Raw genomic sequence first — 25,362 nt, 5'->3', positions numbered from 1 at the left:
CACCCCACCCCCGAAACAGCAAAGGCAGACAGCGATGAGCACGCACCGGCGCAGGTTCAGCGGCAGGAGCAAGGCGATCGGCGGTCTGGTCGCGGCGGCCGCGGTCGGCGGTGGCGCGATCGTGTTCACCGGCACGGCCCAGGCGGCCGGCATCGGAGCGGCGTACACCAGGACCAGTGACTGGTCGACGGGTTACACCGCGCAGTATGTCGTCACGAACAACAGCGCCGGGACGAAGAAGGACTGGACGCTGGAGTTCGACCTGCCGTCCGGCACGAAGCTGAGCTCCCTGTGGAACGCCGAGTCGAGCGTGAGCGGCCGGCACGTCACCGTGACGCCGCCGAAGTGGGACACGGACGGCCTGGCCGCAGGCGAGTCGGTGACGGTCGGCTTCGTGGTCAACGGCACGGCCGCCCCGACCGGTTGTCTGATCGACGACGCCAAGTGCTCCACGGACGACACCGCGACCCCGGAGCCGAGCGGCCGCCCGACGCAGCCGCCGTCGCCCTCACCGACGCCGACCGCGTCGGCCGAGCCCACCGGGACACCCACCCCCACGGCGACCCCCACCGCCAAGCCCACAGAGAGCACCGGCACCGGCACGAAGGCATCCGCCGGCTTCGCCCCGTACATCGACACCTCCCTCTTCCCGGCCTTCGACATGGCGGCGAGCGCCGAGGCGACCGGCGTGAAGAACTACAACCTCGCCTTCATCACCGACGGCGGCGGCTGCACCCCGAAGTGGGGCGGCGTCACGGACCTCGGCGGCGACGCGGTGGCCGCACAGATCGGCGACCTGCGGGCCAAGGGCGGCGACGTCCGGGTCTCCTTCGGCGGCGCGGCCGGCAGCGAGCTCGCGACGACCTGCTCGTCGGCGGACGCGCTGGCGGCGGCATACAACAAGGTCGTGAACGCCTACAAGCTGACCAAGGTCGACTTCGACGTGGAGGGCGGCGCGCTGCCGGACAAGGCGGCCAACACCCGCCGCGCCCAGGCGATAGCCAAGCTCCAGCAGCAGCACCCCGGCCTGGACGTCTCCTACACCCTCCCCGTCATGCCGGAGGGCCTGACCCAGCCGGGCGTCGACCTCCTCGCCGACGCCAAGCAGAACGGCGTGAAGATCGACGCCGTCAACATCATGGCCATGGACTACGGCCCCGCCTACAGCGGCGACATGGGCACCTACGCCGAACAGGCCGCCACCGCCACCCAGGCCCAGATCAAGAGCGTCCTCGGCCTCTCCGACAGCGCCGCCTGGAAGACGGTCGCCGTCACCCCGATGATCGGCGTCAACGACGTCACCACCGAGATCTTCAAGGTCGACGACGCCACCCAGCTGGTGAACTTCGCCAAGTCCAAGGGCCTCGGCTGGCTCTCGATGTGGTCGGCCACCCGCGACAAGCAGTGCGCGGGCGGCGAGAAGCCGGCGGCCGACGCGACCTGCAGCTCGATCCTCCAGGACAAGTTCGCCTTCTCGAAGGCGTTCGCGGCCTTCAACTGACCCGGCAGGCCTCCTGAACCACGGGGGGCGCGCCCCGGCCGGCCTTCCCCCCATCCGGCCGGGGCGCGCATTTCTGTGCAGGCGCCCGGGAACGACCGCGCCCGGGAACGACCGCGGCGCCCGGGAACGACCGCGGCGCCCGGGAACGACCGCGGGGCGCGGCACGCTCCCTCTGCGTGCCGCGCCCCGTCCCCCGGACCCCCGTCGGCTAGAAGACCTCGTCCACCTCGGGCAGCGTGCCCGTCCGGGCCGCCTTCGCATACCAGTGGGCGCTCGACTTCGGCGTCCTCGTGAGGGTCGCGTAGTCGACGTACACCGCCCCGAACCGCTTCTCGTACCCGTACGCCCACTCGAAGTTGTCCAGCAGGGACCACAGGTAGTAGCCGCGGACGTCCGCGCCGTCGGCGATCGCACGGCGGACCTCCGCGAGGTGGCCGTGCAGATAGGCGATGCGCTCCGGGTCGTGGACCCGGCCCTCGGAGTCGGGCTTGTCGTCGTAGGCCGCGCCGTTCTCGGTGATGTACAGCGGCAGGCCCGGCGCTTCCCTGGTGTACCGCATGATCAGCTCGTGCAGGCCGGTCGGGTCGATGGACCAGCCCATCGCCGTGCGGTCGCCGGGGGTCAGGTGGAACAGCACATCGTCCGCGCCGGGCCACGGCGAATGCTCGCTCGCCCCGTGGCCGTCGGCGCGCGGGCCGGTCGGCTCGGCGTCGGTCGCGGAGACCAGAGCGGGGGTGTAGTAGTTCAGGCCCAGCGCGTCCAGCGGCTGGTTGATCGCCGCCAGGTCGCCGTCCAGGACGTACGACCAGTCCGTCACCGGCTCGGTCGCCGTGAACAGCGACTCCGGGTAGGCGCCGTGCAGGATCGGACCGTGGAAGATCCCGTTGGCCAGGTCGTCGATCTTCCGGGCCGCCGCCAGGTCCGCCGGGTCCTGCGAAAGCGGCCGTACGGTCGAGGAGTTGAGACTCAGCGCCACCGTGTTGCGGGCGGGCATGACCGAGCGCAGCGCCTTGGCGCCGAGGCCGTGCGCGAGGTTGAGGTGGTGGGCCGCGCGCAGCGTGGCGAGCGGCTCGGTGCGGCCCGGCGCGTGGACGCCGGAGCCGTAGCCCAGGAAGGCGCTGCACCACGGCTCGTTGAGCGTGATCCACTGCTCCACGCGGTCGCCGAGCGCCTCGCCGACGATCTGCGCGTACTCGGCGAAGCGGTAGGCCGTGTCGCGCTCCGGCCAGCCGCCCGCGTCCTCCAGCTCCTGCGGCAGGTCCCAGTGGTAGAGGGTGACGGCGGGCTTGATGCCCTTGGCCAGCAGTTCGTCCACCAGCCGGCGGTAGAAGTCCAGGCCCCGCTGGACCGCGGGCCCGCGCCCGGTGGGCTGCACCCGCGACCAGGAGATCGAGAAGCGGTACGCGCCCAGGCCGAGGTCGGCCATCAGCGCCACGTCCTCGCGGTAGCGGTGGTAGTGGTCGACAGCGATGTCACCGTGCTCGCCGCCGGCCGTCTTGCCCGGGGTGTGGCTGAAGGTGTCCCAGATCGACGGGGTGCGGCCGTCCTCCCGGACCGCCCCTTCGATCTGGTACGCGGAGGTCGCGGCACCCCAGAGGAAGGCCGGGGGAAAGGACACGGAGGTCATGGGCTCAGGCATGGAAGCGCTCCCATAGGAGGTCGTGGAGACCGACGAGTACGAGTAGGAAGGGGAGGGGGAGGGGGGGAGGGTTGAAGGCCGGGGCCGAGGCGGCGGTGACCCGGCCCCCGAAGCCGTATGGACGAAAACGGAGCGGGCGGCGTCAGCCCTTGACCGCGCCCTGCATGATGCCGCCCACGATCTGCTTGCCGAACAGCAGGAAGGCGATCAGCAGCGGCAGCGTGCCGAGCAGCGCGCCCGCCATGATCACCGCCTGGTCGGGAACGTAGCCGGTACCCAGGGAGTTGAGGGCGACCTGCACCGTCGGGTTCTCCTGGTTCAGGGCGATGATCGGCCACAGGAAGTCGTTCCAGGCGAATACGAAGGTCAGCAGACCGAGGACCGCCATCGCCGGCCGCGCCGCCGGGAACACCACGTGCCAGACGACCCGCAGACTGCTCGCGCCGTCCACCCGCGCCGCCTCGATCAGCTCGGTCGGCAGCGCCTGCACCAGGTACTGGCGCATGAAGAACGTGCCGAAGGCCGTGCACAGCGTCGGCAGGATGACCGTCTGGAGCTGGTTCGACCAGCCGAGGTCCGCCATCCACAGATACAGCGGTACGACCGCCAGCTGCGGCGGGATCATCATGGTGCCGATCGTCAGCAGCAGCAGGACGCCGGAGAACTTGAAGCGGAGTTTGGCGAAGGCGAAGCCGGCGAGCGTGGAGAACAGCACCGTGCTGATGGTGATCATGCCCGCCACGAAGATGGTGTTGAACATCGCCGTGCCGAGCCCGCCCTCCTCCCAGGCCCGTTCCATGTTCTTGAACAGGTTCCCGCCGAACCACAGCGGCGGGGGCGTCTCCGCCAGGCGCTGGTTGGTGCGCGAGGCCGCGATCGCCGTCCACACCAGCGGGGCCAGCGACACTAGCGCGAAGAGGGACAGCACGACATAGGTGAGCGGGCCGGCGTGCAGCTGCTTGCCCGCGCCCATCACCCGGGGCCGCTCGCGCGGGGTCTTCGCGGGCTCCGTGGACTGGGGTGCCGTCAGTTCGGTCGCGGTCATTGGGACTTCCTCAGCCGTCGGGAGATCAGCAGCTGGATCACGGCGACGATCAGCAGGATCAGGAACATCGACCAGGCGATCGCGGACGCCTTGCCGAGGTTGCCGATGATCCAGCCCTGGTCGTACATGTACAGACCGAGCGTCTGGTACTGGTGCTCGGAGCCGCCCTTGGAACCGGAGACCCCGCCGAACAGCAGGGGCTCACCGAAGAGCTGGGTCGCGCCGATCGTGGAGACGACCACCGTGAACAGGATCGTCGGCCGCAGCTGCGGGATCGTCACATGGATGAACTGCTGCCAGCGGTTGGCGCCGTCGATCGCCGCGGACTCGTAGAGGTCGACCGGGATCGCCTGCATCGCCGCCAGATAGATCAGCGCGTTGTAGCCCGTCCAGCGCCAGATCACGATCGAGGACACCGCGAACTGCGAACCCCAGTCGGACTCGCGCCAGTTGACCGGGTCGATGCCGACGAAGTCCAGCAGCCAGTTGATCATGCCGCCGTCCCACGAGTACAGCAGCACGAACACCAGCGTCGCCGCCGCCACCGAGGTGGCGTACGGGGTGAGCATCACGACCCGCCACACGGTCGACCCGCGCAGCTTGTAGTTGAGCAGATGCGCCAGGCCGATCGCCATCAGCAGCTGCGGCACCGTGGAGATCACACCGATGGTGAAGGTGTTCCACAGCGCGTTCCAGAAGAAGTCCGAGGACAGCAGGTTCCGGTAGTTGTCCAGGCCCGCCCAGGACTGGCCGTCCAGGTTCGCCAGCTGCACGTTGTGCAGCGAGTACCAGGCCGTGTAGAGCAGCGGGACGAGCGAGAACGCCCCGAAGACGATGAAGAAGGGGGCGATGAACGCGTACGGCGACGCCTTCATGTCCCAGCGGTACAGCCGGCTCCGCCAGGAGCTGCTCCCCGGCGGTGGGGTACCGCGACCGTGCGCGCGGCCGGCCGCGCCCGGCTGGTCACCGGGCGCGGCGTCGGCACTCGGCGCGGGATGCGCGAGGGCCTGCTTGGAACTGCTCACTGGCCGAGCACGTCCTTGATCTCCGCGGTGGCGGCGTCCCAGCCCTCGTCGGCGGACTTGCCCTTCTGCTCGACCTGGAGGATGCCGATGTCGGTGATCGCGGTGCCGATCGGCTGGTCCTTCGCGCCCAGGTACTGGGTCGGGATGGTCTCGGCCGAGGCCGAGAAGATCTCCGTGATCGGCGCGTTCGAGAAGTACGCCTGGGTCTCGGCGGCCGGCTTCAGGGCCGAGTACGCCGACGGGGTCGACGGGAAGCTGGCCTGCTTGGCGAAGACCTTCGCCTGCTGTTCAGGGGCGGTCAGCCACTTCGCCAGCTCGACGGCCTCCTTCTGGTGCTTGCTCGCCGTCGGCACGCCGATGAACGAACCGCCCCAGTTGGCCGCGGTGGGCGCCGCCGCCACGTCCCACTTGCCCTTGCCCGATTCGCCGGACTTCTCCTGGATGTAGCCGACCATCCAGGCCGGGCAGGCCACCGTGGCGAAGGTGCCGTTGGCGTAGCCCTGGTCCCACGGCTTGTCGAACTGCTTCAGCTTCGCCGACATGTCGCTGGTCGCCACCTCCATGGCGACGTTCCAGGCCTTCTTCACACCCGCGGACTTGTCCCAGACGACGTTGCCGTCCTTGTCGTAGTACCGCTCGGTCTCGCCACCGAGGGCGGCGTTGTAGACGGAGGAGGCCGAGTCCACGAACTTGGTGCCGCTGGGCGCCTTCTTCATGTACTCCTTGCCGAGGTCGACGTACTTGCCCCAGTCGCCCTTCCACTGCTCGGCGAGCTTGGCGCGGTCGGTCTCCAGACCGGCCTTCTCGAAGAGGTCCTTGCGGTAGCAGATCGCCATCGGGCCGACGTCGGTGCCGAGCCCGATCAGCTTGCCGTCCTTGGTGGTGGCCTGGGCGTTCTTCCAGTCCAGCCACTGCGACTTGTCGACGTCCTTGCCGAGGTCGACGAACTTCTCGGCCTGCGTCTGCACGGCCTCGGTGATGTTGCCGACCTCGATCGCCTGGATGTCGTCGGTGCCGGACCCGGCCTGGAGGCGGGTGAGGGTCTTGGGCCAGTAGACGTCGGTACGGGTGGTGACGTTCTCCTTGATGTTGATGTCGGGGTGGAGCTTCATGTACTCGTCGTAGAGGCCGGCCTGCTTGTAGCCGAAGACACCGAAGGTGCCGATGGTGAGCGTGGTCTTGCCTCCGCCGCCGTTGCCACCGCCCTCGTTCGAAGAGCCGTCGTCCGAGTCCTCGGCGCAGCCGGCGAGCAGCCCTGTCGTCAGCGCGGCTGTGGCTGCGAGAGCCATCAGCCGGCGGGACCTGCGGGTACTCGTGCGCATTGCGTCCTCCTGTTGCCTGACGTGCCGACCCCCCGGCCAACTGCACTGTTGGGCCCGTTCATTGTTCACGCTGCGGCTCGGGCGGGGAACGTGCGGGATGTGTATGTGTCAGGTACTGTGGGAGCGCTCCCACATGTGATGTGTTGAAGGTTCGCCGGTCCGGGCGGGGGTGTCAAGGGTGGGGGAGCGGAGTTCTGCGTTCAGTTATCGGGCCGTTAACTGGAACCGGGTCGGCCGGTCGTGGGGGTCCCCCGCTCGAGCGGAGCCGTGAGTGGGGGAGTTCGAGGACGAGGCCGGTCCAGGGCCGGAGCGGGGGTCTGGGGGCGGCAGCCGCCGGGGCGCTCAGTGCAGCATGCGGGACTGTTAGATTCCAGGCCAGGTGAGGATACGGCGGGAAGGCGGAGCCCATGGCAAGCCACGGAGCGCGGGGCCGGAGCGGTGGTCGGCCCACCCTCGAAGAGGTGGCGGCCCGCGCGGGTGTCGGGCGCGGCACCGTCTCCCGGGTGATCAACGGCTCGCCCCGGGTCAGCGACGCGACCCGCGCGGCGGTGGAGGCGGCGGTCGCCGAACTCGGTTACGTCCCCAACACCGCGGCCCGTGCCCTCGCGGCGAACCGCACGGACGCCATCGCGCTGGTCGTGCCCGAGCCGGAGACCCGGTTCTTCGCGGAGCCGTACTTCTCGGACATGCTCAAGGGCGTGGGCGCCGAGCTCTCGGACACCGAGATGCAGCTGCTGCTGATCTTCGCGGGCAGCGACAAGGAGCGGCGCCGCCTGGCCCAGTATCTGGCCGCCCACCGGGTGGACGGCGTCCTGCTGGTCTCGGTGCATGCGGACGACCCGCTGCCCGACCTGCTGGCCCAGCTGGAGATCCCCGCGGTGATCAGCGGCCCCAGATCGGCCGCTGAGACGCTGACCTCGGTGGACTCGGACAACTACGGCGGCGCCCGCTCGGCGGTCGAGCACCTGATGGACCGGGGCCGCAGCCGCATCGCCCACATCACCGGCCGCCTCGACGTCTACGGTGCCCAGCGCCGCGTCGACGGCTACCGCGACGCTCTGCGTGACGCCGGCCGCCCGGCGGACGACGGGCTGATCGAGCCCGGCGACTTCACGGAGGAGGGCGGCGCCCGCGCGATGCGGGCCCTGCTGGAGCGCCGCCCCGACCTCGACGCGGTCTTCGCGGCATCGGACGTCACCGCGGCCGGCGCCCGCCAGGCCCTGCGCGAGGCGGGCCGCCGTATCCCCGACGACGTGGCGCTCGTCGGGTACGACGACTCCGCGATAGCCCGCCACATGGACCCGCCGCTCACCAGCGTGCGCCAGCCCATCGAGGAGATGGGCCGCCGCATGATAGACCTCCTCCTCACCGAGATCGCGGACCGTCGCCCGGCGGCGTCGAGGGGGCTGGAGCGGACCCAGGCGGTGCTGGCCACGGAGTTGGTGACCCGGGCGTCGTCCTGAACGGACCGGCCGGCGGTCGGCGTACGGGATGTGACGCCAGGTCGGTCACCGCGCCGGCGCCGCCAGCGGATCTCCCCGTCCTGCCGCTCCTCGGTCGGCCCGAGGCCGGCCGCCGCGGCGACCGCCGCCGAGGCGTGGTGGTCGGGGTGGACATGGGCGACGACCGTGTGGACGGGGCCCTGCTCCAGCCATACGACGAGGGCGCGGGCCGCTTCGGAGGCGAGGCCGTGCCGCTGCCATGACGTGCCGATCACCCAGGCGATCTCGGCGGTGCCGTCCGCGGTGACCGTCGCCTGGACCGTGCCCACGAGGCAGGCCCCGGCGCGCAGTCGCAGCACCCAGTTGCACCAGGACACGGCCGGGTCGGGGGAGCCGGCGACGAGACGTTCGTAGCGGGCGCTCAGGGAGTCGGGGGAGAGCGGGGCACCGCCGATGAAACGGTGCAGCGCCGGGTCCGACAGGACCGCGGCCATCTCCACGGCGTGCTCGACGCGCAGCGGGAGCAGGTCCAGCCGGTCGGTGCGGAGGGGTTCGGCGCGTACGCGGGGCTCGGTCATCGTCGGCAGCCTAGGGCGGCCGCGGCCGGAACTGCCGGGAAACGCGATCAGCCGGTGACTCCATCGCTGAAGTCACCGGCTGATCAACAAGGGTGAGTGACGGGACTCGAACCCATTTTTGTTACATACCTGACCTGCAAGGATGCAGGGATAACGGACATACTGACCCCGTTCGATGACGCTGAATGACGCTCGATATCCCCTGAATGAGGGGCCGTGTTCCCGTGGGAACACGGCCTGACGAAGGTTGCCCAGGGCGGGCCTGGGTGAGTGCAAAGCGCCGTAACCGCGTACTAAATGACAGCGGCACCCCCGTCTACACCGGGGGTGCCGCGCGGCCGTACGCCGGTGAGCCTGGGAAGCGATACCGACGATGGCCGTCCTTGGGGCGAACGGACGTCCGCCATATTCAAACACTTGTTCTATGTGGGTGGGGTGGGCTGAGTGGTGATCCCGAGTAAGACCGGCGACCGCGACCCATCCCCGATGCCCGGGAATCAAGATCACAAAAAGCGGAACGCAGACCGCAGACAACCTATCTTGATCACTCCAGCGTGTGACTGGTGCGAGACCTGCCCGACGATGACGACTGGACGCCCGACCGCCTGAAGGTCATCGGCGAGCGCGTCCGCGCCGAGCGCCGGCGCCAGGGCCTCACTCAGGACCAGGTCTGGCAGGCCGCTCGCGTCGACCGTCGTACCGTCCAGAACGTGGAGTCCGGACGTGAGATGAAGGTCGGCACGCTGCTACGCATCGCCTGGGTCCTCGAGGTCTCGCTCGCTGACCTCGTCACGTGAAGGAGCGACCACCCCCGACGGGGGGCAGGGGCGGCCGCCTCTCACTCCGCTACCGGCGCGATCGACGTCGCGGCCGGGAGCGGGGTTCGGATATCGCTGTGAGGTGGACGGGCGGCCCTGGCGCTGACGGGTGCCACGTGCGTTTGCACCACCCCCTGCAGACGTAGATCTCCGCGCCGGGCCCGGATGCGCCAGGGTTGGTGATGACGTCGCAGCGGCCGATGCTGATCTGCTTGTCGCATCGCGCGCAGTTCATGTTGTCGCCGCCGCTCGGCGGGCCTTGCGCCACTGTTCATACAGACTGTTGGCGACCGCGCATGGCCGGTGCACGGGAGTCTCGCCATGCCACTCCGGCTTGCAGGTGGGGCACCGGACGGAGTGGTCACCCAGCGCGAAAAGCGCCTCTTGTACGGGAGTCATCATCGCGGGTACTCCCTGAACAGCCGATTCAGAGCGATCGCCGTCTCGCACGGGTCGACGGTCTCGTGCTGGCAACTGCGGCACGAGGCCGCGTGCACAGTGATCTGCGCCAGTGCAGCGGCGGCTACACACGGGCGGCAGCCGCGCGGGTACCACGCCACAGGCTTGCCGGCGCGACGAGTGTGGCGTGCGCCCAGATCGATGGCGTTGTGGGGGTGGAGGGGCGCGGAGTTCCATACGCAGGTGATGCCGCGGACCTGGTGCTCGGTGAGGGTGCTGAGGCGTGGGACGGGGAGCAGGGCGGCGCCTTCGAGGGCGGGCTTCACGTCCGGGGCCGCGGTCATCAGCGTTCCCCTTCAGCGGCACGGTGGAGGGCCCTCGCGGTGTCGCACGGGTCTGCGCTGGTGCAGTGCCTGCAGTTCCGGGTGTGTGTGGTGTGGACGCGAGCTGCTTTGGCGCAGACGCAGGAGCCGCAGCCGCGGGGGAAGATGTCGCCGCCGGCGGGCTGCGGCCGCTGTCCGAGGCTGCGTGCGGTCTGCGAGTTGAGGACGATGCCACACCAGACGCAGTTCACGCCGCGGCGTTGTGCGTCCGACAGAGTCGCCGACTTGGGGAGCGGCAGCACCTCGAGGATGCTGGCGGTGGGAGCCGCTGCGGTCCATTCAGTGGGGGTGATGTTCATGCCGACCGCTCCGATGCGGGCTGCTGGCCGCATGCGTCCTCGATCGCTGCACGCAGAGCGTCCGGATCCGTCAGCCAGCCATCCTCCCCAGGACACACGCGCCATCGCGGCCCGGGTCCTGTGGTGCAACGGCTGGGCGGGATCGTCACGCTTGCTCCCGTGCCGAGTGCACGGGTGCCCTCAAGGTCCCAGTCGACGGCAGTGCCGCACGGGACGAAGTAATAGACGGCTGCGCTGAGGGGGTCCTCAACGACGGCCCCGCCCCGCGCACCGAGGATGGCCATTGCGGCGAGGCCGACGGTGCGCGATACGCGAATCGCGTCCCAGTCCTGCCCGGCTTCGTAGAGGCTGCATCCTGCGGCAGACGGTAAACGAGTGGTGGGCATCGCGGCTCCTCGGACACCTGCAACGGATCGGACGTCCCAAGAGTGGCCCTCGCAATCCGGCGAGCCGAGGACTTCAAGGGGTCTTTTTGCGGCCCGTAATGGGACTTTCATTGGCCTGCGTGGGTGACAGGTGGCCAACGGTAGGACTTCCCGCGACACTTGGCGCAGCGCTCGATATGGAGGTACGCGCAGTGGCACGCCCTGCAGGAAACACCCGCCTCAAGGCCGCCCGGCTGGCCGCCGGATACCACTCGCAGCAGGCCCTGGCTGATGCGCTCGGCGTCGGTGTCCGCCAGGTGCGACGTTGGGAATCCGAGGAGCCGCCGTGGCCACAGCCCGAGATGGCACAGACTCTCACGCGGCTCCTCGGCCAGGACCTGGAATCCATGGGATTCACCCCAGCCGGCGGCGCGCCTGACCGGGGTCGGCGCACCGTCCTCGCCGCCACGGCCGCCATAGGCTTGGCGGCCGTGCCCACCCGCGCAGTTGCTGTGCAGCCGGCGTCGGCGGCCGACGACTACGAGGCGGTGACCCGCTCGCACCGGCGCCTGTACTGGTCCGTTGCCCCCGCCACGCTGCACCCGGCCGCGGTCGCGCACGCCACCCTCGGCTGCGCCCTACTTCCTGAGACTGCTGGGCAGACCCGGGCCCGTACCGCTGCGGCCCTCGCCGAGACCTGGCTGTTGAGCGGCAGGATCGAGTTCTTCGACCTTCGCGACGCCGACCGGGCACAGCAGACGCTGCTGCGTGCGCTGCAAGCCGCGAGTGAGGCAGACGACCCGCTGCTCGGCAGCGCGGTCCTCGCGCACACGGCATTCATCCCTGCGTGGGAGGGCGAGCGCGATTTGGCCGTCGAGCGGATGGTGGCCGCCCGGACCTACGCCCGGCGCGGGCCGGCGTCCGCCGAACTCCTCGCGTGGCTAGATGCGGTGGAGGCGGAGTGCGAGACCCGCTGCGGCAACACCCGGACCGCGCTGCACTTGATCGGACACGCCGAGGACGTCCTCGCCCGCGGCAGTGAGCACCAGTCGCCGGAGTGGCTGGACTGGTTTTCGCCGGTGCGGCTGGCTGCGTTCAAGGGGAACACGCAGCTGCGCGCCGGGCATCTGCCGCAGGCGCGGGCCACGCTGCTCAGTGTCCTGGACGACCTCAATCCAGCCGAGGAGAAGCAGACGACCGTGGTCCTCGGTGACCTTGCGGCCGTAGAGGTTGCAGCCGGTGATCCGGACGCCGCGTGCGGGTACGCAGTCCGCGCGCTCGACCAGCTCGAGCGGACCTGGTACGCGATGGGCATGGACCGGATCCGGGAAGTCCGCCGGGCGCTCGCCCCCCATCAGCATGAGCGGTGCGTGCGCGAGCTCGACGACCGGCTGTACGGCTGGTCGACGACGGTCAGTGCTCTCGCCCGTTGAACCTCTCGATCATGGGCGGCAGTTGGAGAAGGCTCTCGACCCGGAAGGTCGGGAGCTTCTCCGCTTCCTCGGTCCGCCACTGGATCGTGGCCCACGGTCCCCGGTGGACGAGCGCGGTGTGCATCCCCGCGGCGACCGCCGGCCGCAGGTCGTTGTCGACCCGGTCACCGACGTAGAGGATCTCCTCGACGGGGACCGGCGCGACCTCGGCTACGCGGTCGAAGAACGCGATGTCCGGCTTGCTGGCCCCCCAGTCGTCCGAGGTGCCGATCAGGTCAACATCATCCGTGAACAGCCTGCGCAGCAGGCCGCCGGCGCGTACGGTCTGGTTGCCCGCGATGCCGAGCCACAGCCCATTGCTGCGCAGCTGGGCGAGCGCGGGCCGAACGTCCGGGTATAGATCGTCCTCGCCGAACGTCTCAGGCTTCCCGGCCTCCGCGCGGCGCTCTCGCTCGGCGTACAGGTCGAAGCCGGGTTGGAACTCCTGGAAGGTGTCGCGGTAGTCGCGGCCCTGGGCGATGACTGCGCCGAACATGGCGGCGAAGGTGTGGCGGGGGACGCCGAGCCAGTCGGCCCACGTGCCGTATTCCCGGGTCTCGTCTACGAGGCATTCACCGACGTCGAAGATCACAGCGCGAATCATGCGGGCAGCGTACCCGCGCCATCACAACGAAAGCGGCCCCGCCCTCCCGAAGGAGAGCGGGGCCGCGGTGGTTATGGGTACTGCCGTCGGTACGGATCGAGGGCCATGGAGAGCACGCCGCCGCCGTCGGTCGGCTCGGGTGCCGGCGCTCCGGTGCGCCGGCAGACAAGCGCGTCCGGATCCCACTCTGGTGCCTGGAGGGTGTACCCGTCCGGGCAGTTCTGTCCGTCCTCGCCGTCGACGCCGTCTCGGCCGTCGCGGCCAGGGGGACCGCTCGGCCCCGGCACGGTGGAGTCAGCGCCGGGCGGACCCTGTGCCCCTTGTGGCCCCTGCGGGCCGGGCACGGTGGAGTCGGCGCCGGGCTGCCCGGGCGCGCCCGAGGCGCCCGGTGAGCCGGTCGCGTCTGCCCCGGGGCTCCCTGGTTCCCCTTGCGGCCCGCGAGGTCCTGCGGGACCGGGGATCGGTACGGGAACCTCCGCCCGTGCGGGAAGGTCGTCGACTGCCCTCGCCGGGTCAGGGGCTGCCGGCGTCTTCCCAGCCGCCTTGACCTGCTGGCGGAGCACGCGTACATCGCTGGCGAGGACGCTGACGGCCTCGCCCCTGAGATTGGCCTCGGCGACCGCGTCCTGGCGGGCAGTCGACTCGGCGTCGATGCGTCCCCAGATGATGACGACCGCGCCGGACAGGGCGACGAGCCAGAACAGCAGCGCCAACGGGCGCCAACGGCGGGCCAACGCTCGCTCTGTTCGGGTCACGGTTGTCCTCCGAGTTGGATGGTGAGATCGCGCAGCCTGGCGTTCTCTTCACGCAGCCGCGCGATCTCAGCCTGGTCATCGGCGCGGAGGCGTGCGGCGTCAGCCAGCTGCGTGTGGAGCTCAGTGACCTTGCCGTCGAGCCGGTCACGTTCCTTTTGCAGGGTGCCGGTGAGCGAGGAGTAGCCGGTGAGGGCGGTCTCGCCGCGCTTCCCGAGGTACGCCACCACCGCCGCGGCGACCGCGCCCACACCAACGAGCAGGCTGCCGATCGTGGTGGCGTCCAAGGTGGCTCCCTACAGCGGGTCGCGCGAGGAGACGGTGCCGGTCAACGGCGGCAGGCTGCCGCCGGCGTCCGGATACTGCGGCGGCCGGGCCCAGCCCAGCAGGATGCCCGAGAACCTTTGGAGAGCGGTGCCTCGGAGCCTGCTGCCGAGGACCTCGAGCAGCCGGAAGACCACGTAGTAGACGAGGACCAGGGCGACGGTGACGGCGTACGTCACCGCGTCGGAGTCGATGGTGACTCCGGTCTTCACGGCCAGGGTGAGCAGCCACCCCGCGACGAGCGGGACGCCGGTACGCATGACGGAAATGAACAGAGCGGGCATCAACGGCCCCCTTCTGTGAGCAGGTCAGGCGGGGATCCACACCCCGCTGCGGACGAAGCCGTGAGTGCCGCAGCAACGCCACAGCAGGCTCGGCTCGAGGTGCAGGGGCTCGCGGGACACGAGGGTGTGCGCGTTCGTACCGGCCGCTACCCAGCAGCCGGCGTACACCTTGTGCTCTTCGGGCACGTTCTCCAGCGCGGTGCACCAGTGCCAGAACGTCGGGTTGGGCTCCGAGGCCAGCCAACCGAAGTAGATGTCGTCGGTCAGCTTCGTGACCCGGTCAACTCCAGACCTGGCCAGTCGGCCGGCGGCGTACCGCGGTCGTGGCTCATCACACGTTGGGGACCTGGAGCCTGTCCCAGGTGCTCTTGCCGGGCGGCCACTTCGCCGCCGCCCCGCTGTAGCCGCACTTGCGCTGCCACGCCTCGTAGGAGGCCACGTCGGCCTGGCCCAGCTTCGGGCCCGGGCCGACCTGGTAGCGGCCGCAGCCGACAGCGATGAGACGTTTCCCCATCGCGGTGAAGATCGCCGATTGCTTGCCGAGGGCCGGCCCGTTGCCTCGCATGAAGAAGTCGGCGCCCGGGTACGGCTCGTACTTCGGCTTGGCCGGAGTGGTCGCGGGCTTGGTCGTACCTGCCGGTCGGGGCGCGCCCTTCTGCACCCACGCGTACAGCGGGCCGCCCGGGCAGGCGGTGGCGTAGCCGTCGCGATGACCCTTGATTTCGGTGCCGGCGCCGTGCTTGCGCAGCAGCTCGATGCCGTCGCGGATCGCGCCGAGCATGGCGTCCGTCGGATCGGTCAGTCCCTCGCTGCCGACGAGCCCGACGATCGCGTAGTGGGCGCGGTTGAGTTCCTGGCTGCCATTTGCTCCGGTGCGCTTGCCCAGGCCGCGGCCCTCGAGCAGGTAACCGTGCGGGCAGGCGCCGTAGTTGTAGGCGATGTCGGAGTAGTTCTCCTTCGCGTTGGCCAGGTGCGACTTGCGGATCGACTTCCACTCCGAGAGGCACGCGCTGTGGTTGGTGAGCAGGCTCCTGCTCACGGCCGTGCCCTCGTAGTGGATCTTGACGCCCTTGGCGGATGTCTGTGTGGGGGCGGCCGATGCGGGCCAGCCCAGCTGTTCTCTGGTGACGAGCTTCAACGTGGGTGCTCCAGACATAAAAGAGGCCCCGGCCGGCAGGCGCGGGGCGGCGGTGAACGAGTGGCCTACAGGCTCTCTCCGGCGACGGTGAGGCGGGTGACGCTCACGACGGACGCGCCGGGAACGGAGCCGAGGCTTTCGGCGAACGCCTGGACGGCGGCGGTCAGAGCCTCGGGAGTGACGCCGCCAGGCTGTCCGCCGATGAAGAACTGGCAGGTGCTGCCGCCGTCCATGCCGCCATCGTTGACGCGGACTTCGAAGGCGGGGCGGCTGCCGTCGTTGGCAGTGAGACGGAGGTCGAGCTCAGCCATCGGGGTCTCCTATGCGGCGGCTTCGTACAGGAACGTCATGCGGGTCTGTCCGCCGGAGGCGAGGGTCTCCGGCTTGCTGTTGGTCATGAAGTCGATGCGGGTGTCGTTGTTCGCGGTGCTGAAGAACGGGCTCATGGTGGTGGCGTTGGCGCTGATGACGGTGGTGCCGTTCCATCGGGCAGTGCCGAGGTAGTGGGCGAGGCCGATCAGGTTGGCGCCGGCGTTGGCGGCCTGGAAGGGCAGGGTCCAGTTGTAGTTGCCGGTGCCGTAGGTGGTCGTCGAGCCGTTTGTCTGGTTGATGGTGGCGATGACGGTGCGGCCGATCTTCATGTGGCGGCCGACGATCGTGCCGTTGCTGAGGTTCGGTGCGGTGCCGCTCGACTGCCAGGTCGGGGTGTAGCTGGTCCAGGCCGCCAGCATGCTGTTGATCTGGTCGCGGATCTCCTGGTTGAGCAGGGCCGCGGTGACGACCTCGCCGACGACCCAGGTCCTGGGCGCAAACGTCACCGGGTCACCTCCTCAACGAGTGAGGCAAGGGACTCGCGCGGGGCGCCGGACAGCACCGCGGACGCGAGGGCGTTCGCCAACTCCATCCCCTCAGGCTCCGGTTCCTTCGGCGGAGGCGGCCGGTCCCACGATGTGTCCTCGGGGTGCCACCAGTTCCGCTCGTGCGGCAGGTCGTCGGCGACCTCTGCCTCGGCGGCGGCCGGGTCCTCGGGGAAGATCAGCCGGAACCAGCCCGCGCCGCACTCGGTACACGCAATCCTCGGGTCGGTGGGGGTAACAACCTGCGCGCTACCGCACGGGCAGTCCGCCACCCAGCGGCCTTGGTTGATGCGGGCGTAGATCGTGTGCCCGATGATGAAGCCGTCCGGTGGCTGGAGGCGGCGCTGCTGGCGCAGCTCGACCCAGCGGAACACCCTCTCGGCCGGCGGCACCAGCGCCCAGGAGTCGGCGGGCTGGGTGGGCGGTGGCAGGTAGAACGCTTCGGCCCGCACAACGGGGATGAGCACAGCGCACCTCCTAGTAGGCGAGTCGCGTGGTGGAGCCGAGGACCGAGTACGTGGAGTCGTCGAGGACCCACACCGTGTCGGTGTCCGCCCGGCTGGTGTGGAAGTCGAGCTTGTGCTGGCGCAGGCCGATGTTCTCGGTGTAGCCCTCGACGACGACGGTGGCCGTGCTGGCGGGCGCCTGATCCGGCAGCACGGTCAGGCTGAGCACCGTGGACACGTCGGCGTCCAGCAGGGCGCGGTAGGTGGCGACCGGCATGCTGTACGCCTCGATCGGTACCTGCCGCACCTCGGGCGGCGGGTCGGCGTACCGGCTGATGACCCAGTTCGCGGCGTCCGCCGCGGCGTTGTCGGTGTTCTTCAGCAGGTCCAGGGGCTGTGGCTTCTCGCCGTAGGCGTCGATCGATGCCTGGCTGATGACCCGCTGGGTGGCGCCGCCGGGCCGGGACGCGGTGACCGCATTGATGACCTTCTGGTCGTCGTAGGCGTACTCGACGCCGTCGGTCTCCAGGTCCGCGTACTCCAGGGTCAGGGCTGCCACGGGGTTGTAGCGCAGGTCGCGGGACTGGAAGATCAGCGGGATCCCGCTGGAACGGTTGGTGAGTAGCTTGCCGGACTCGGTCCGTGCGATGTCGCGCATGTGCTCCAGCGCGCTGCGGCCGAGGTCGGCCTGTGACGCCACGGCGTCGAAGGCGGACCCCTGGGCGGTGACGGCCAGGCCGGCGTAGGACGCGAGGCGGGACATGCGGGCCGATGCGCTCTCCCCTGCGTGACCGGTCGTGCCGGTGGTGTAGTGCGGGGTGAGGTCGGCCGTGGTGACCGAGCGCACGTACAGCGCGACGTGGGAGATCAGTCCGTTCCACAGACGGGTGTTCTGGAAGCCGCCGATGTACAGCAGGCGCTGGTCGTTCGGGCTGAAGTTGGATGCCGAGTAGGTGACGCCGTCGACCGCGACTTCGCCCGTGAACTCGTTGTAGACGAGGTGGTGCAGCTGGCCGTCGGCCAGGTCCGGCGTTCCCCACAAGGTTGCCACCAGTCCGGAGCCAGGGCTCTGGACCTGGACCTGTAGGCCGCCCGTCCCGCTGTTCAGCGAGATGACCATCTTGGTCTCTGCATCGGACGAGGTCATCGCCAGCAGTACACGGTCCTTCGTGCTGGTCGAGAACCAGCACTCCGCCCGGATCCGGAAGGAGGCGTTGGCGTCGGTGAAGCCCGGCCCCAGGTCCGCCGAGAGGTACTTCCCTGCTGAGGACGAGGCGGGCGTGAACACCGGGCAGGGCTGCCCGTTCGGGCCCATTCCGCCGGCGAATTCCAGGGTGCCGCCGGATCCGGCCTGCACGAGGGACAGGCTGCCGACGCCGGCAGTGCCTGAGATGTTGCCGGCGCTGGAGCTGTCGGCTGGCTCAGTCAGCGGGAAGAACACGGTCGGCCGGTCGAGGAGGACTTCCTGGACCAGCATCGACTGGAGTTCCTTGACGATGCTGGACCAGGTCAGCAGGTCCGTGCACGTGATCGCGGCGGTGGAGGCGAGGCCCTTCCAGGTGGTCGGCCAGTTCTGGACCGTGCCGAAGAATCGCGGGTGCACCGTCGCGCCGACGTAGTCCCACTCGATGTAGTCGCCGGTGCCGCCGGTGCGGGCCGACGGCATCTCGACCGTGAGGGTCTGGCTGGTCACCCAGGCTGGCGTAGCCAGGCTGCGGCGCACCGTCCAGCTTGCGCCGTCGCTGCTGGTCTCCCAGAACACCGTGCCCGCCGTCTCGCGGATGCGCAGCCAGGCGTGGCTGAACGGGGAGTAGGTGAGGGAGACGGCGCTGCCGTCGAAGAAGCTGGTCTGGTTCTCGGCGGACAGGTTGCCGGTGAGTGCGTTGTACCGCCAGCCGAGACGAGTGCCGGACGTGGTCGAGTTGACGTAGATGCCCGCCGCGGCGGACGAGGATCCGTTCGCGGCCGGGACGGTGACGAGCCGAGCGGTGAGCTGGCTGCCTGGCAGGGTCCATTCCCGGGCGGTGAGGTAGCCGGCGCTCACGCCCGGAGTGAGGGGCACGCGGGCCCTGCCGCCGGTTTCGGTGACGCCGCCGTAGCTGTTCGGCCACAGCGTCGTGCTGATCCGGTTGTCGTCGAAGTCGTCGCTGAGCATGGCGGCGGGGTAGGGCGCCGATCCGGTCCGCGGTGTGTACGTCGCCACGGACACCCGGATCGGTACCCCCTTCTTGACGTTCGGGTAGTACGGCGACGCGGCCCGGGCAGGAGTGAAGCGGCCGTCAGAGTTGTCGAGCGGGATCCGGCACGAGCTCGGCTGGATCTCGGACAGCTCGTCCTGCGCACCGCGGTTGATTTCGATGCCGCGGATCAGGTCGACGTGCTGGCTGACGTCCGTGGCCACCGGCCCCGAGGAGGTCAGCGTGGAACCGAAGAAGACATCGACGATGGCATTCGTCACCGTCCCTCCCTTCAGGCGATACCGAGTTCGCCGCCGCCGAGATCGCGCTTCAGGGTGAGCAGCATCGTGCGGACCTGCCGGGCCACGGCCTGCGGGTCGAGGGCGCCATCGATCTGGATCTGGATGACAGTCCCGCCGCCACGGCCGGCCACAGCCGCACGGCCCATCACCGGTTGGATGCCGGACACGCGGCCGGACACGGCGGCCAGGGAGCGGTCGAGGGCGGGCATGCCGTCGACCAGGCCGCGGGCCAGGCCCTCGGTCGAGAACGCGCCGAGCTTGGCCATGACCGTGCTGGGGCTCTTGATCCCCAGGCTCTTCTTGATGGCCTTCTGCATCCCCTGGGCGATCTTCAGCATCAGCTTCTCGATGTCCTTCTGCTGGCCCTCCAATCCCTTGAGGAAGCCCTTGCCTGCGTTCTTGCCGGAGTCGTAGAGGATGTCGGCGCCCTTGTTGCCGAGCTTCTTCGTCTCGGTATCGATCGCCGCCTGGGTCTTGTTGATCGATGAGATCGTGGACTTGTCGGCGCCCGCCAGGGCTGACGCGTAGGCGTAGCCGGCCTCCGGACCCATGTTGAGGATCTGCCGGATCAGGCCCTTGTTCAGCCCGCGTTTAGCGAGGATGTCGACGTACTTGCTGAACTGCTTGATCTGGGCCAGCTTGGCCGCGAGCCCGCCCTTGATTCCGCCGGCCGTGACCTGGTCGGCGTCCATGCCGAGACCGGACAGACTCGCCTGATCCCGGGCGGTCTTGGTGACGTCGGACGCGTAGGCCTTCGCGTCGGCGATCTTCTTGGCGATCGCGTCCCGTTTGGCGGCAGCGTCCAGCAGCTTCTTCGTCTGCTTGTCCACGGCCTTCAGGAGGTTGGACTCCTTCTTGCCGGTGAAAGCGGTCTTGATGTCCCGGGCGAGGTCCGCCGCCACCGACTTGATCTTGTCGCGGGAACCGGTCAGGCCGGTGATGAAACCCTTCCCGACGTCCTGCGCCAGAGCCTTGGTCTTCTTCGACGGCGACCGGATCTCCAGCTCGTCGCGGATCCCGGAGACGACGGCGGCCGCCATGACCCGTGCCGCTGCCCCGACTTGCCCCGTGCTGCCAGCCATACCGACGGCGAGGCCGCCGGCCACGGCCGCCCCGGCGGCGGTCGCGCCGCCATCGGCGAGCCCGCCACCGAAGGCAGCCATGCCGGGCAGCATCAGCCGTCCGGCGTTGAGGGCATCGAAGAACGGCACCCCGTACTTGCGCACGATGGCCGACCGGATCACGTACTCCGTGTCGGCCACCCGGCCCCGGGCGCCCGATCCGAACAGCGCCAGGATGGAGTCCGACGTTGCCGTGCCCGGCCCGCGGACGTAGCCGCCCTCCGGGAACGCCTGGATCTCACCACCGCCCGCGTAGCCGCGGACACGGCCGCCGGACGCGTACCGGCCCGACGCACCGAGGAAGCTGGCGCCGTCCTTGCGGTAGTGAGCCGTGATGGTGATCGACTTGCTGTAGAGGGAGTCCACCGCGTTCTTGACGCCGCGGACGTCGGTCAGCGCCTTGCCGGCCTTGGCCGAGACGGTGACGCTGCCGTTCGGCAGCCGCTTCACCTTCAGGCCGAAGCCCTCGAGGATCTGCTCCGCTCCCTTGGACAGGGTCTTGAGGGTGACGCTCTTGCTGCCCGGGGACCGCTTGACCGCGGCGTTGAACGAGTTGAGGTCGCGCTCGGCGTCCTCCTTGTTCATCGTGACGCGGGTCTTCTTGTCCGGGATCTTCAGGATCTGGTCGGCGAGCTGCGCGGCCTCGGAGCGGCTCAGGCCCATGGCCTGAGCGTTCTTGATCAGTGCGTCCCGGCCCCTGGTGTAGATGCCGTTGACGGTCTCCCACGACGAGCCCGACTCCCGGGCGCTGGCCGCCGCGTCGTCGGTCTTCGACGCCAGGTCCTGCAGCGCCGAGGCCGCGTTCCTGGCCTTCTCGGAGTTGAGGTTGAGCTTGCCGCCCGTCATGTCCAACGCGCCGGCGTTCTCCTGCGCCGCCTTCGCCGCGGCGTCGATCGCCGACTCGAAGCCGATCATCCCGCCGAGGCCGGCGCGCTGCACGTCGTTGAGGGCCTGGATGCTCTGCCTCAGCCCGTCCGTCGAACGCTTCTGCGCGTCGAGCTCCCTCTGAACCTTCTGCGCCTGGGCACCGAACAGCCCCATCGAATCGGCCGCGAGCTGCTGCTCGAACTTGGCGTCGGCCAGAGCCGACTTGTAGTCGCCGAGCTTGCTCGTGAACTGATCGGCGTCGCCGCCGCTCTTCACGTAGGCCGCGGTGTACCGCTTGAGTGCGGCCGCCGCCAGGTCCGCGTCGCCGTTCTGCACCAGGCTGGCGAGGCTCTTGTCGACGCTGTCGATCCACTCCTTGGCGTCCTTCACCGGAGTGGAGTCCCAGCCGGTCCAACCGACCAGGAACTGCTGCACCTTGTCGGTGGTCGACGGATCGGTGAGGGCGCGCACCTTCCCGTACAGCTCGCCGAGGTCGCTGCCGAACTTGTCCGCGGCCTCGCCGGTGACCTGCCCCGTCGCACCCAGGCGCTTCAGGGAGCTGGTCAGTTTGTCGACGTCCGGCGGTGTTTCCTTGCCCCGCTCCGACAGCTCCGACAGTGCGATCAGCAGCAGGCCGATCCCGGTGCCGGCCATCGCGATACGGGTCGTCCGGGACAGGGCCATGATCCCGGCCCGGACCGCGGCGAGCCGTGTCGGCGCAGCGGACGCCGCGGTGTTGACCGCGACCAGGCTGATCCCGAAGCCGGCCAGCGCGGAGCGCGCGGCGACCAGGCCGAGCGCGGCGGCTTTGGTGAGCTTCATCGCGATCGCCAGCTGCAGGAACATGGCGATCGCCTGGGGCGGTACGGCCGACACCAGACGGGCGATGACCTCGACCGCCTGGAGCAGGCCCACCCCCACGTCGCTGCCCGCCTCCAGGACGTTCAGCAGAGCCGTGGTCACGCTCTTGAGCACGCTCGCCACGGTCGGCCCCTGTGCCCGGGCCCAGTCGAGGAACTGCCGGGTGTTGCCGCCGACTTCGCCGCTGCCGGAGAGGCGGAGCAGGTGGACGATCTGGTCGTTGACTCCGCGCAGGGTCTTCTGTGCGAACGTGGTGAAGTTCGAGTTCAGGCGGTCCAGGCCGGGCGAGGACATTTCCCCGCCGAGGATCGTCATGAGGCGGTCGGCCTCAGCCGACGTGACCTTGACGAGACCGCTGGTCTTCGGCAGCAACGTGTTGGTGAGGGCGATGCCCTTGTTGAAGGGCGCCATCGTGTCGGCCGACAGCTCGTCGGACCAGTCCTGATAGGTGTCCTTCAGGAGGCCGAGGGCAACGGCCGCCTTGCGCGTCTCCGGCGGCAGCTCGGCCATGGCCTGCACGGCGGCGGCCTGCTTCTTGACCGCATCCTCCGAGCGGGCCCCGCTCTTGGCGACCGCGTCGTCGTAAGCCTTCTGCGCGTCGGACGCCTCGCCCAGCTTGGAGATCTGCGGGCCGAGCGCGGCGCCCATGACGCCCAGGGCGACCGCGACCGTTCCGGCGCCGGCCGCGATCGGCGCCAGCGAGGCGGCCGCCGGGATCGCGGCCGGCGCCAGCAGCATCGTCGCCCGCTTCAGGGCGTCGACCGCCTTGCCCCCGGCATCGGTGTCCCGCTGCAGCTGCGAGAGCTGGTTGCCGGCGTTCGTGGTGAACGTGTTGAGGCTGTTGCCCGCGTCCCGCGTGGCGTCCCGGATTCGGTTCCGCAGCTGGGTGGCGTGGTGACCGACCTGGTCGAAGATGTGGGACAGGCCGTCCTGGCCGGTGAGCAGGAAGTTCATCGACGGCATGCCTCATCCACCCCCTTCCGCCTGGAGTGCTGCCTGGTGCTGATCGATCCAGGCGGCGAGGTTGTAGAAGTCGCCGACGGTCAGGTCGTCAACGTCTCGGGGTGGGATGTGGAGGATGTGGGCGAAGAGTCCGAGGTAGACGTCACGGGCGTACTCGATGTCGGGCTCGGGCTCTCGGGCTCGGCTGTCACCGCCGGCGGGCTGGGCTCGGGCACGTCCTCTTTTGGGGCCGCCGTCTTCTCCGCGATCAGGGCGCGCGCGTACTCAGGGTCGGCGGAGATGCCGGGCAGCTCCTTGAGGACGATCTCGGCGAACTTCTCAGGGGTCACGCCCGGGTCGCCCTCGGTGGAGTCCCACGCCCGGTCGAGCCAGGCGGCCACCTCCTTGTTGTCCATCAGAGTCGTCAGCTCGGTGATGATGGGGTCGAAGTCGCCGAACCGCAGCGTGGGCTGGCTGCGCTTCTTGATCACCCAGACGATGCCGCGCATCGCGTCGAGGTCGTCCTGCTCCAGCCCAAGGGCGATCTGCTGCCACTTCATATCGACCGTGCGCTGCACGATCGCTGCCTCCGACACCCGCAGGGTGGTGGCGTCGTAGTGCTCGGGTTCGCCGTCCTCCGGCGTGTAGACAACGATCATCGGATGCTCCTATTCCAGATGACGTCGCACGTCATCGACGACGCGCTCTATCTCTCGGGTGATGCGTGGCTGGTGGGCTCGCACGGTCTGGTCCCACCACAGGGGTGTGGTGTTCTGCTGCGCCCAGCGGCGTCTGTTGGCGAACACGGGGTGGCGCACCCTGCCCTCGTTGAGCCGGTTCACCAGGCCCACCGGGATGTCTGCCGGGAGGCGGGACCGGTCGAGCCACACGCGGGCGCCCGGGCTGCTGCCGGTCCGTACCGAGATGCGGACGGCCTCCGCGATGGTCGCCCGTAGCGGACGGGTCGTCGGTGACGGTCCGCCCCGCTTGCCCGACCCCCGGCCCTGCGAGGTGATGTTCAGGCCGCGGATGGTGTCCTGCAGATCGTTGCGGAGCGGCTCAGCCGCCCGGCGGATGCGCCGGTGGAAGCTGCTGCGGATGTTCTCGTGACCGGCCCGGCGCAACTTGGCTGACAGCTCGAGCAGCTGGCCGGTGCCGGTCACGCGGATGTCCCGCACCATGAGGTCACCTCACAGCGCGGTGTCCGTCGACATGTACTCGATGCGCGGCTGGTTGGTGCCGTCGAACAGGCCGGTGAAGTTGAAGCTCGGCTTCACGACGCCGAACCCGTCGACCGTCGGCGGGCCTTCGTCCAGCTTGATCGCGGGCAGCACGATCCGGAAAGCCTCGTCGAACGTAGACGCGATGTTGGGGCCGATGAACTCCCACACCAAGCTGGTCGCAGCGTCGCTCGTGTGCAGATCGTCCAGGGTCGTGTGGGTGTAGTCCGTCTCCAGCGTGCCGCTGATCTTCACCTGATCGTTTTCGATCGGCTCGCGCTTGAGGCCTGCCTGCCCGGCGTAGAACCGCTCCACATCCTGCGGCCGCTCGATCTTCACCGACACCTTGCGGATGCCGTCCAGCGCGGCCTCCGAGGCGTACGCGCCGGCCTTGACCGCCATCTGCCCGAAGTGAAACGGGCTCATGGCGGAGTAGCTGGCGACGGCCAACGTCTGGCCCTCGTCGCAGTCCTTGCCGTCGATCTCGAAAGTCGCAGTGAGCATTCCAGGCGACTCGCAACTGAACTCGGCGCTGATGATCTTGCAGCCGACGAAGGTCTTGTCGGTGACCACACCCGAGGTAAGCGGCACGCCCTTCTGGATCGTGAGGGACTTGCCCGCCACCGATGCGAGTGTGTGCGTCTGCAGGTAGGCCGTCGTGACGCCCTGCTGCACAGGAGTAGCCGGACTGCCCATCAGGCCCTGGAGCAGCAGACCCATGGCCTTGTTGGTGACCTCCATGTCGATGCTGCCGGAGGCCTCCTTACGCGTCAGCACACGCCGCGAGGACAGGGGCAGGAGGCGTCCGGCCGCGATGCCCGCGCTCTGGGCAGTCGACTTCTTGAGGACCAGGCTCTCCTTGGTGAACTCCACGAACTTGCTGGGCGCCTGGTAAGTGCCGTAGCTGGACTCGGCCGCGATACCGAGCTGGGCGCCGAGCCCGGATCCGATCGCCATGGATCAGTCCTCCGTCTTCTGCGGCGCCTTGGCCGCGGTCTTCTTGGCCGGAGCCGACGTCGGCTTCGGCTCCTCGACGGCCTCCCAGTTCACGGACTGGCAGACGTAGCCCTCGAACCGCTCGTCCGGTACCTCGACCACCTCGTCGGGGTGGACGACACGCTCGGGGCCGAGCTCGGGCACGGTCACCGGTTCCGCGCCCAGGTAGCGCACACGCGCCAT

Annotated in this window: 24 protein-coding genes and 1 pseudogene; 4 read left to right on the top strand and 21 right to left on the bottom strand. The window is 69.5% G+C overall.

Going from position 1 to position 25,362, the window contains the following annotated elements; translation table 11 throughout:
- The first annotated feature begins 34 nt into the window (after positions 1-34).
- Positions 35-1,501 carry a glycoside hydrolase family 18 protein gene (locus ACFPQ9_RS26310; RefSeq protein WP_380858031.1) on the top strand — a complete coding sequence of 489 codons (1,467 nt, stop codon included), beginning with the start codon at positions 35-37 and terminating at the stop codon, positions 1,499-1,501.
- Between the two features lie 208 nt (positions 1,502-1,709).
- Here the strand turns inward: ACFPQ9_RS26310 and ACFPQ9_RS26305 are convergent, their stop codons facing one another.
- The 4 genes from ACFPQ9_RS26305 to ACFPQ9_RS26290 form a co-directional block, all read right to left on the bottom strand.
- Positions 1,710-3,128 (bottom strand): GH1 family beta-glucosidase, encoded by a 1,419-nt coding sequence (locus ACFPQ9_RS26305; protein WP_380858683.1) that lies wholly within the window; start codon positions 3,126-3,128, stop codon positions 1,710-1,712.
- Positions 3,129-3,282: 154 nt separating this feature from the next.
- Positions 3,283-4,185, bottom strand: coding sequence for a carbohydrate ABC transporter permease (locus ACFPQ9_RS26300; protein WP_380858028.1), 903 nt, complete (start codon positions 4,183-4,185; stop codon positions 3,283-3,285).
- Entirely contained in the window at positions 4,182-5,210 is a 1,029-nt protein-coding gene (locus tag ACFPQ9_RS26295) for a carbohydrate ABC transporter permease (protein ID WP_380858025.1), read from the bottom strand. Before ACFPQ9_RS26295 ends, ACFPQ9_RS26300 begins: the two co-directional genes overlap by 4 nt.
- Complete coding sequence (locus ACFPQ9_RS26290; RefSeq protein WP_380858022.1) at positions 5,207-6,532, bottom strand: ABC transporter substrate-binding protein; 1,326 nt, start codon at positions 6,530-6,532, stop codon at positions 5,207-5,209. Before ACFPQ9_RS26290 ends, ACFPQ9_RS26295 begins: the two co-directional genes overlap by 4 nt.
- Positions 6,533-6,939: 407 nt before the next feature.
- Here ACFPQ9_RS26290 and ACFPQ9_RS26285 point away from each other — a divergent pair, with 407 nt between their 5' ends.
- Positions 6,940-7,995, top strand: a complete 1,056-nt coding sequence (locus ACFPQ9_RS26285) for a LacI family DNA-binding transcriptional regulator (RefSeq protein WP_380858019.1) — start codon at positions 6,940-6,942, stop codon at positions 7,993-7,995.
- Between the two features lie 59 nt (positions 7,996-8,054).
- On the opposite strand, the pseudogene ACFPQ9_RS26280 reads toward ACFPQ9_RS26285, so the two are convergent.
- A pseudogene (locus ACFPQ9_RS26280) lies at positions 8,055-8,552 on the bottom strand (GNAT family N-acetyltransferase); the annotation flags it as partial.
- Positions 8,553-9,115: 563 nt separating this feature from the next.
- Between ACFPQ9_RS26280 and ACFPQ9_RS26275 the strand changes: the two are divergent.
- A complete protein-coding gene (locus ACFPQ9_RS26275; protein ID WP_380858016.1) occupies positions 9,116-9,349 on the top strand; it encodes a helix-turn-helix domain-containing protein in 234 nt (77 codons plus the stop codon).
- A gap of 419 nt (positions 9,350-9,768) precedes the next feature.
- On the opposite strand, the gene ACFPQ9_RS26270 is transcribed toward ACFPQ9_RS26275, so the two are convergent.
- Positions 9,769-10,113 carry a hypothetical protein gene (locus ACFPQ9_RS26270; RefSeq protein WP_380858013.1) on the bottom strand — a complete coding sequence of 115 codons (345 nt, stop codon included), beginning with the start codon at positions 10,111-10,113 and terminating at the stop codon, positions 9,769-9,771.
- Positions 10,114-11,028: 915 nt separating this feature from the next.
- Between ACFPQ9_RS26270 and ACFPQ9_RS26265 the strand changes: the two genes are divergently transcribed.
- A complete protein-coding gene (locus ACFPQ9_RS26265) occupies positions 11,029-12,249 on the top strand; it encodes a helix-turn-helix transcriptional regulator (RefSeq protein ID WP_380858010.1) in 1,221 nt (406 codons plus the stop codon).
- Here ACFPQ9_RS26265 and ACFPQ9_RS26260 read toward each other — a convergent pair.
- The 15 genes from ACFPQ9_RS26260 to ACFPQ9_RS26190 all read right to left on the bottom strand — a co-directional run bounded on the left by ACFPQ9_RS26260 (position 12,230) and on the right by ACFPQ9_RS26190 (position 25,362).
- Positions 12,230-12,892, bottom strand: a complete 663-nt coding sequence (locus ACFPQ9_RS26260) for an HAD family hydrolase (RefSeq protein WP_380858008.1) — start codon at positions 12,890-12,892, stop codon at positions 12,230-12,232. The genes ACFPQ9_RS26265 and ACFPQ9_RS26260 overlap by 20 nt on opposite strands.
- A 71-nt stretch (positions 12,893-12,963) precedes the next feature.
- Positions 12,964-13,647, bottom strand: coding sequence for a collagen-like protein (locus ACFPQ9_RS26255; protein WP_380858005.1), 684 nt, complete (start codon positions 13,645-13,647; stop codon positions 12,964-12,966).
- On the bottom strand, positions 13,644-13,931 hold the full coding sequence (locus ACFPQ9_RS26250; protein ID WP_380858002.1) for a hypothetical protein: 288 nt from the start codon (positions 13,929-13,931) through the stop codon (positions 13,644-13,646). The genes ACFPQ9_RS26255 and ACFPQ9_RS26250 overlap by 4 nt, the downstream gene beginning before the upstream one ends.
- A 9-nt stretch (positions 13,932-13,940) precedes the next feature.
- Positions 13,941-14,252 carry a hypothetical protein gene (locus tag ACFPQ9_RS26245; RefSeq protein ID WP_380857999.1) on the bottom strand — a complete coding sequence of 104 codons (312 nt, stop codon included), beginning with the start codon at positions 14,250-14,252 and terminating at the stop codon, positions 13,941-13,943.
- Between the two features lie 24 nt (positions 14,253-14,276).
- Entirely contained in the window at positions 14,277-14,438 is a 162-nt protein-coding gene (locus tag ACFPQ9_RS26240; RefSeq protein WP_380857997.1) for a hypothetical protein, read from the bottom strand.
- A 145-nt stretch (positions 14,439-14,583) separates the two neighbouring features.
- Positions 14,584-15,390 carry a peptidoglycan-binding protein gene (locus tag ACFPQ9_RS26235; protein WP_380857994.1) on the bottom strand — a complete coding sequence of 269 codons (807 nt, stop codon included), beginning with the start codon at positions 15,388-15,390 and terminating at the stop codon, positions 14,584-14,586.
- Positions 15,391-15,455: 65 nt separating this feature from the next.
- The gene (locus ACFPQ9_RS26230; protein ID WP_380857992.1) at positions 15,456-15,701 is read right to left on the bottom strand and encodes a hypothetical protein; all 246 of its coding nucleotides are present in this window, start codon (positions 15,699-15,701) and stop codon (positions 15,456-15,458) included.
- A gap of 9 nt (positions 15,702-15,710) precedes the next feature.
- Positions 15,711-16,208 carry a hypothetical protein gene (locus ACFPQ9_RS26225; RefSeq protein ID WP_380857989.1) on the bottom strand — a complete coding sequence of 166 codons (498 nt, stop codon included), beginning with the start codon at positions 16,206-16,208 and terminating at the stop codon, positions 15,711-15,713.
- Complete coding sequence (locus tag ACFPQ9_RS26220; protein ID WP_380857986.1) at positions 16,205-16,714, bottom strand: hypothetical protein; 510 nt, start codon at positions 16,712-16,714, stop codon at positions 16,205-16,207. The genes ACFPQ9_RS26225 and ACFPQ9_RS26220 overlap by 4 nt, the downstream gene beginning before the upstream one ends.
- A 10-nt stretch (positions 16,715-16,724) precedes the next feature.
- Positions 16,725-19,151, bottom strand: a complete 2,427-nt coding sequence (locus tag ACFPQ9_RS26215; protein WP_380857983.1) for a LamG-like jellyroll fold domain-containing protein — start codon at positions 19,149-19,151, stop codon at positions 16,725-16,727.
- An 11-nt stretch (positions 19,152-19,162) separates the two neighbouring features.
- Positions 19,163-22,984 carry a hypothetical protein gene (locus ACFPQ9_RS26210; RefSeq protein ID WP_380857980.1) on the bottom strand — a complete coding sequence of 1,274 codons (3,822 nt, stop codon included), beginning with the start codon at positions 22,982-22,984 and terminating at the stop codon, positions 19,163-19,165.
- A gap of 80 nt (positions 22,985-23,064) precedes the next feature.
- Positions 23,065-23,622, bottom strand: coding sequence for a hypothetical protein (locus ACFPQ9_RS26205; protein WP_380857977.1), 558 nt, complete (start codon positions 23,620-23,622; stop codon positions 23,065-23,067).
- 9 nt (positions 23,623-23,631) lie between these two features.
- Positions 23,632-24,144: a hypothetical protein gene (locus ACFPQ9_RS26200; protein WP_380857974.1), complete on the bottom strand. Its 513-nt coding sequence runs from the start codon at positions 24,142-24,144 to the stop codon at positions 23,632-23,634.
- A gap of 9 nt (positions 24,145-24,153) precedes the next feature.
- On the bottom strand, positions 24,154-25,140 hold the full coding sequence (locus ACFPQ9_RS26195; RefSeq protein ID WP_380857971.1) for a phage tail tube protein: 987 nt from the start codon (positions 25,138-25,140) through the stop codon (positions 24,154-24,156).
- 3 nt (positions 25,141-25,143) lie between these two features.
- Positions 25,144-25,362 carry a hypothetical protein gene (locus tag ACFPQ9_RS26190; protein ID WP_380857968.1) on the bottom strand — a complete coding sequence of 73 codons (219 nt, stop codon included), beginning with the start codon at positions 25,360-25,362 and terminating at the stop codon, positions 25,144-25,146.

It is taken from the genome of Streptomyces coerulescens, assembly GCF_042657965.1.
In the GTDB taxonomy this organism is placed as follows: domain Bacteria; phylum Actinomycetota; class Actinomycetes; order Streptomycetales; family Streptomycetaceae; genus Streptomyces; species Streptomyces coerulescens.
The sequence above is the reverse complement of the archived record's forward strand: the minus strand, read 5'-3'. Positions and strand labels throughout refer to the sequence as shown.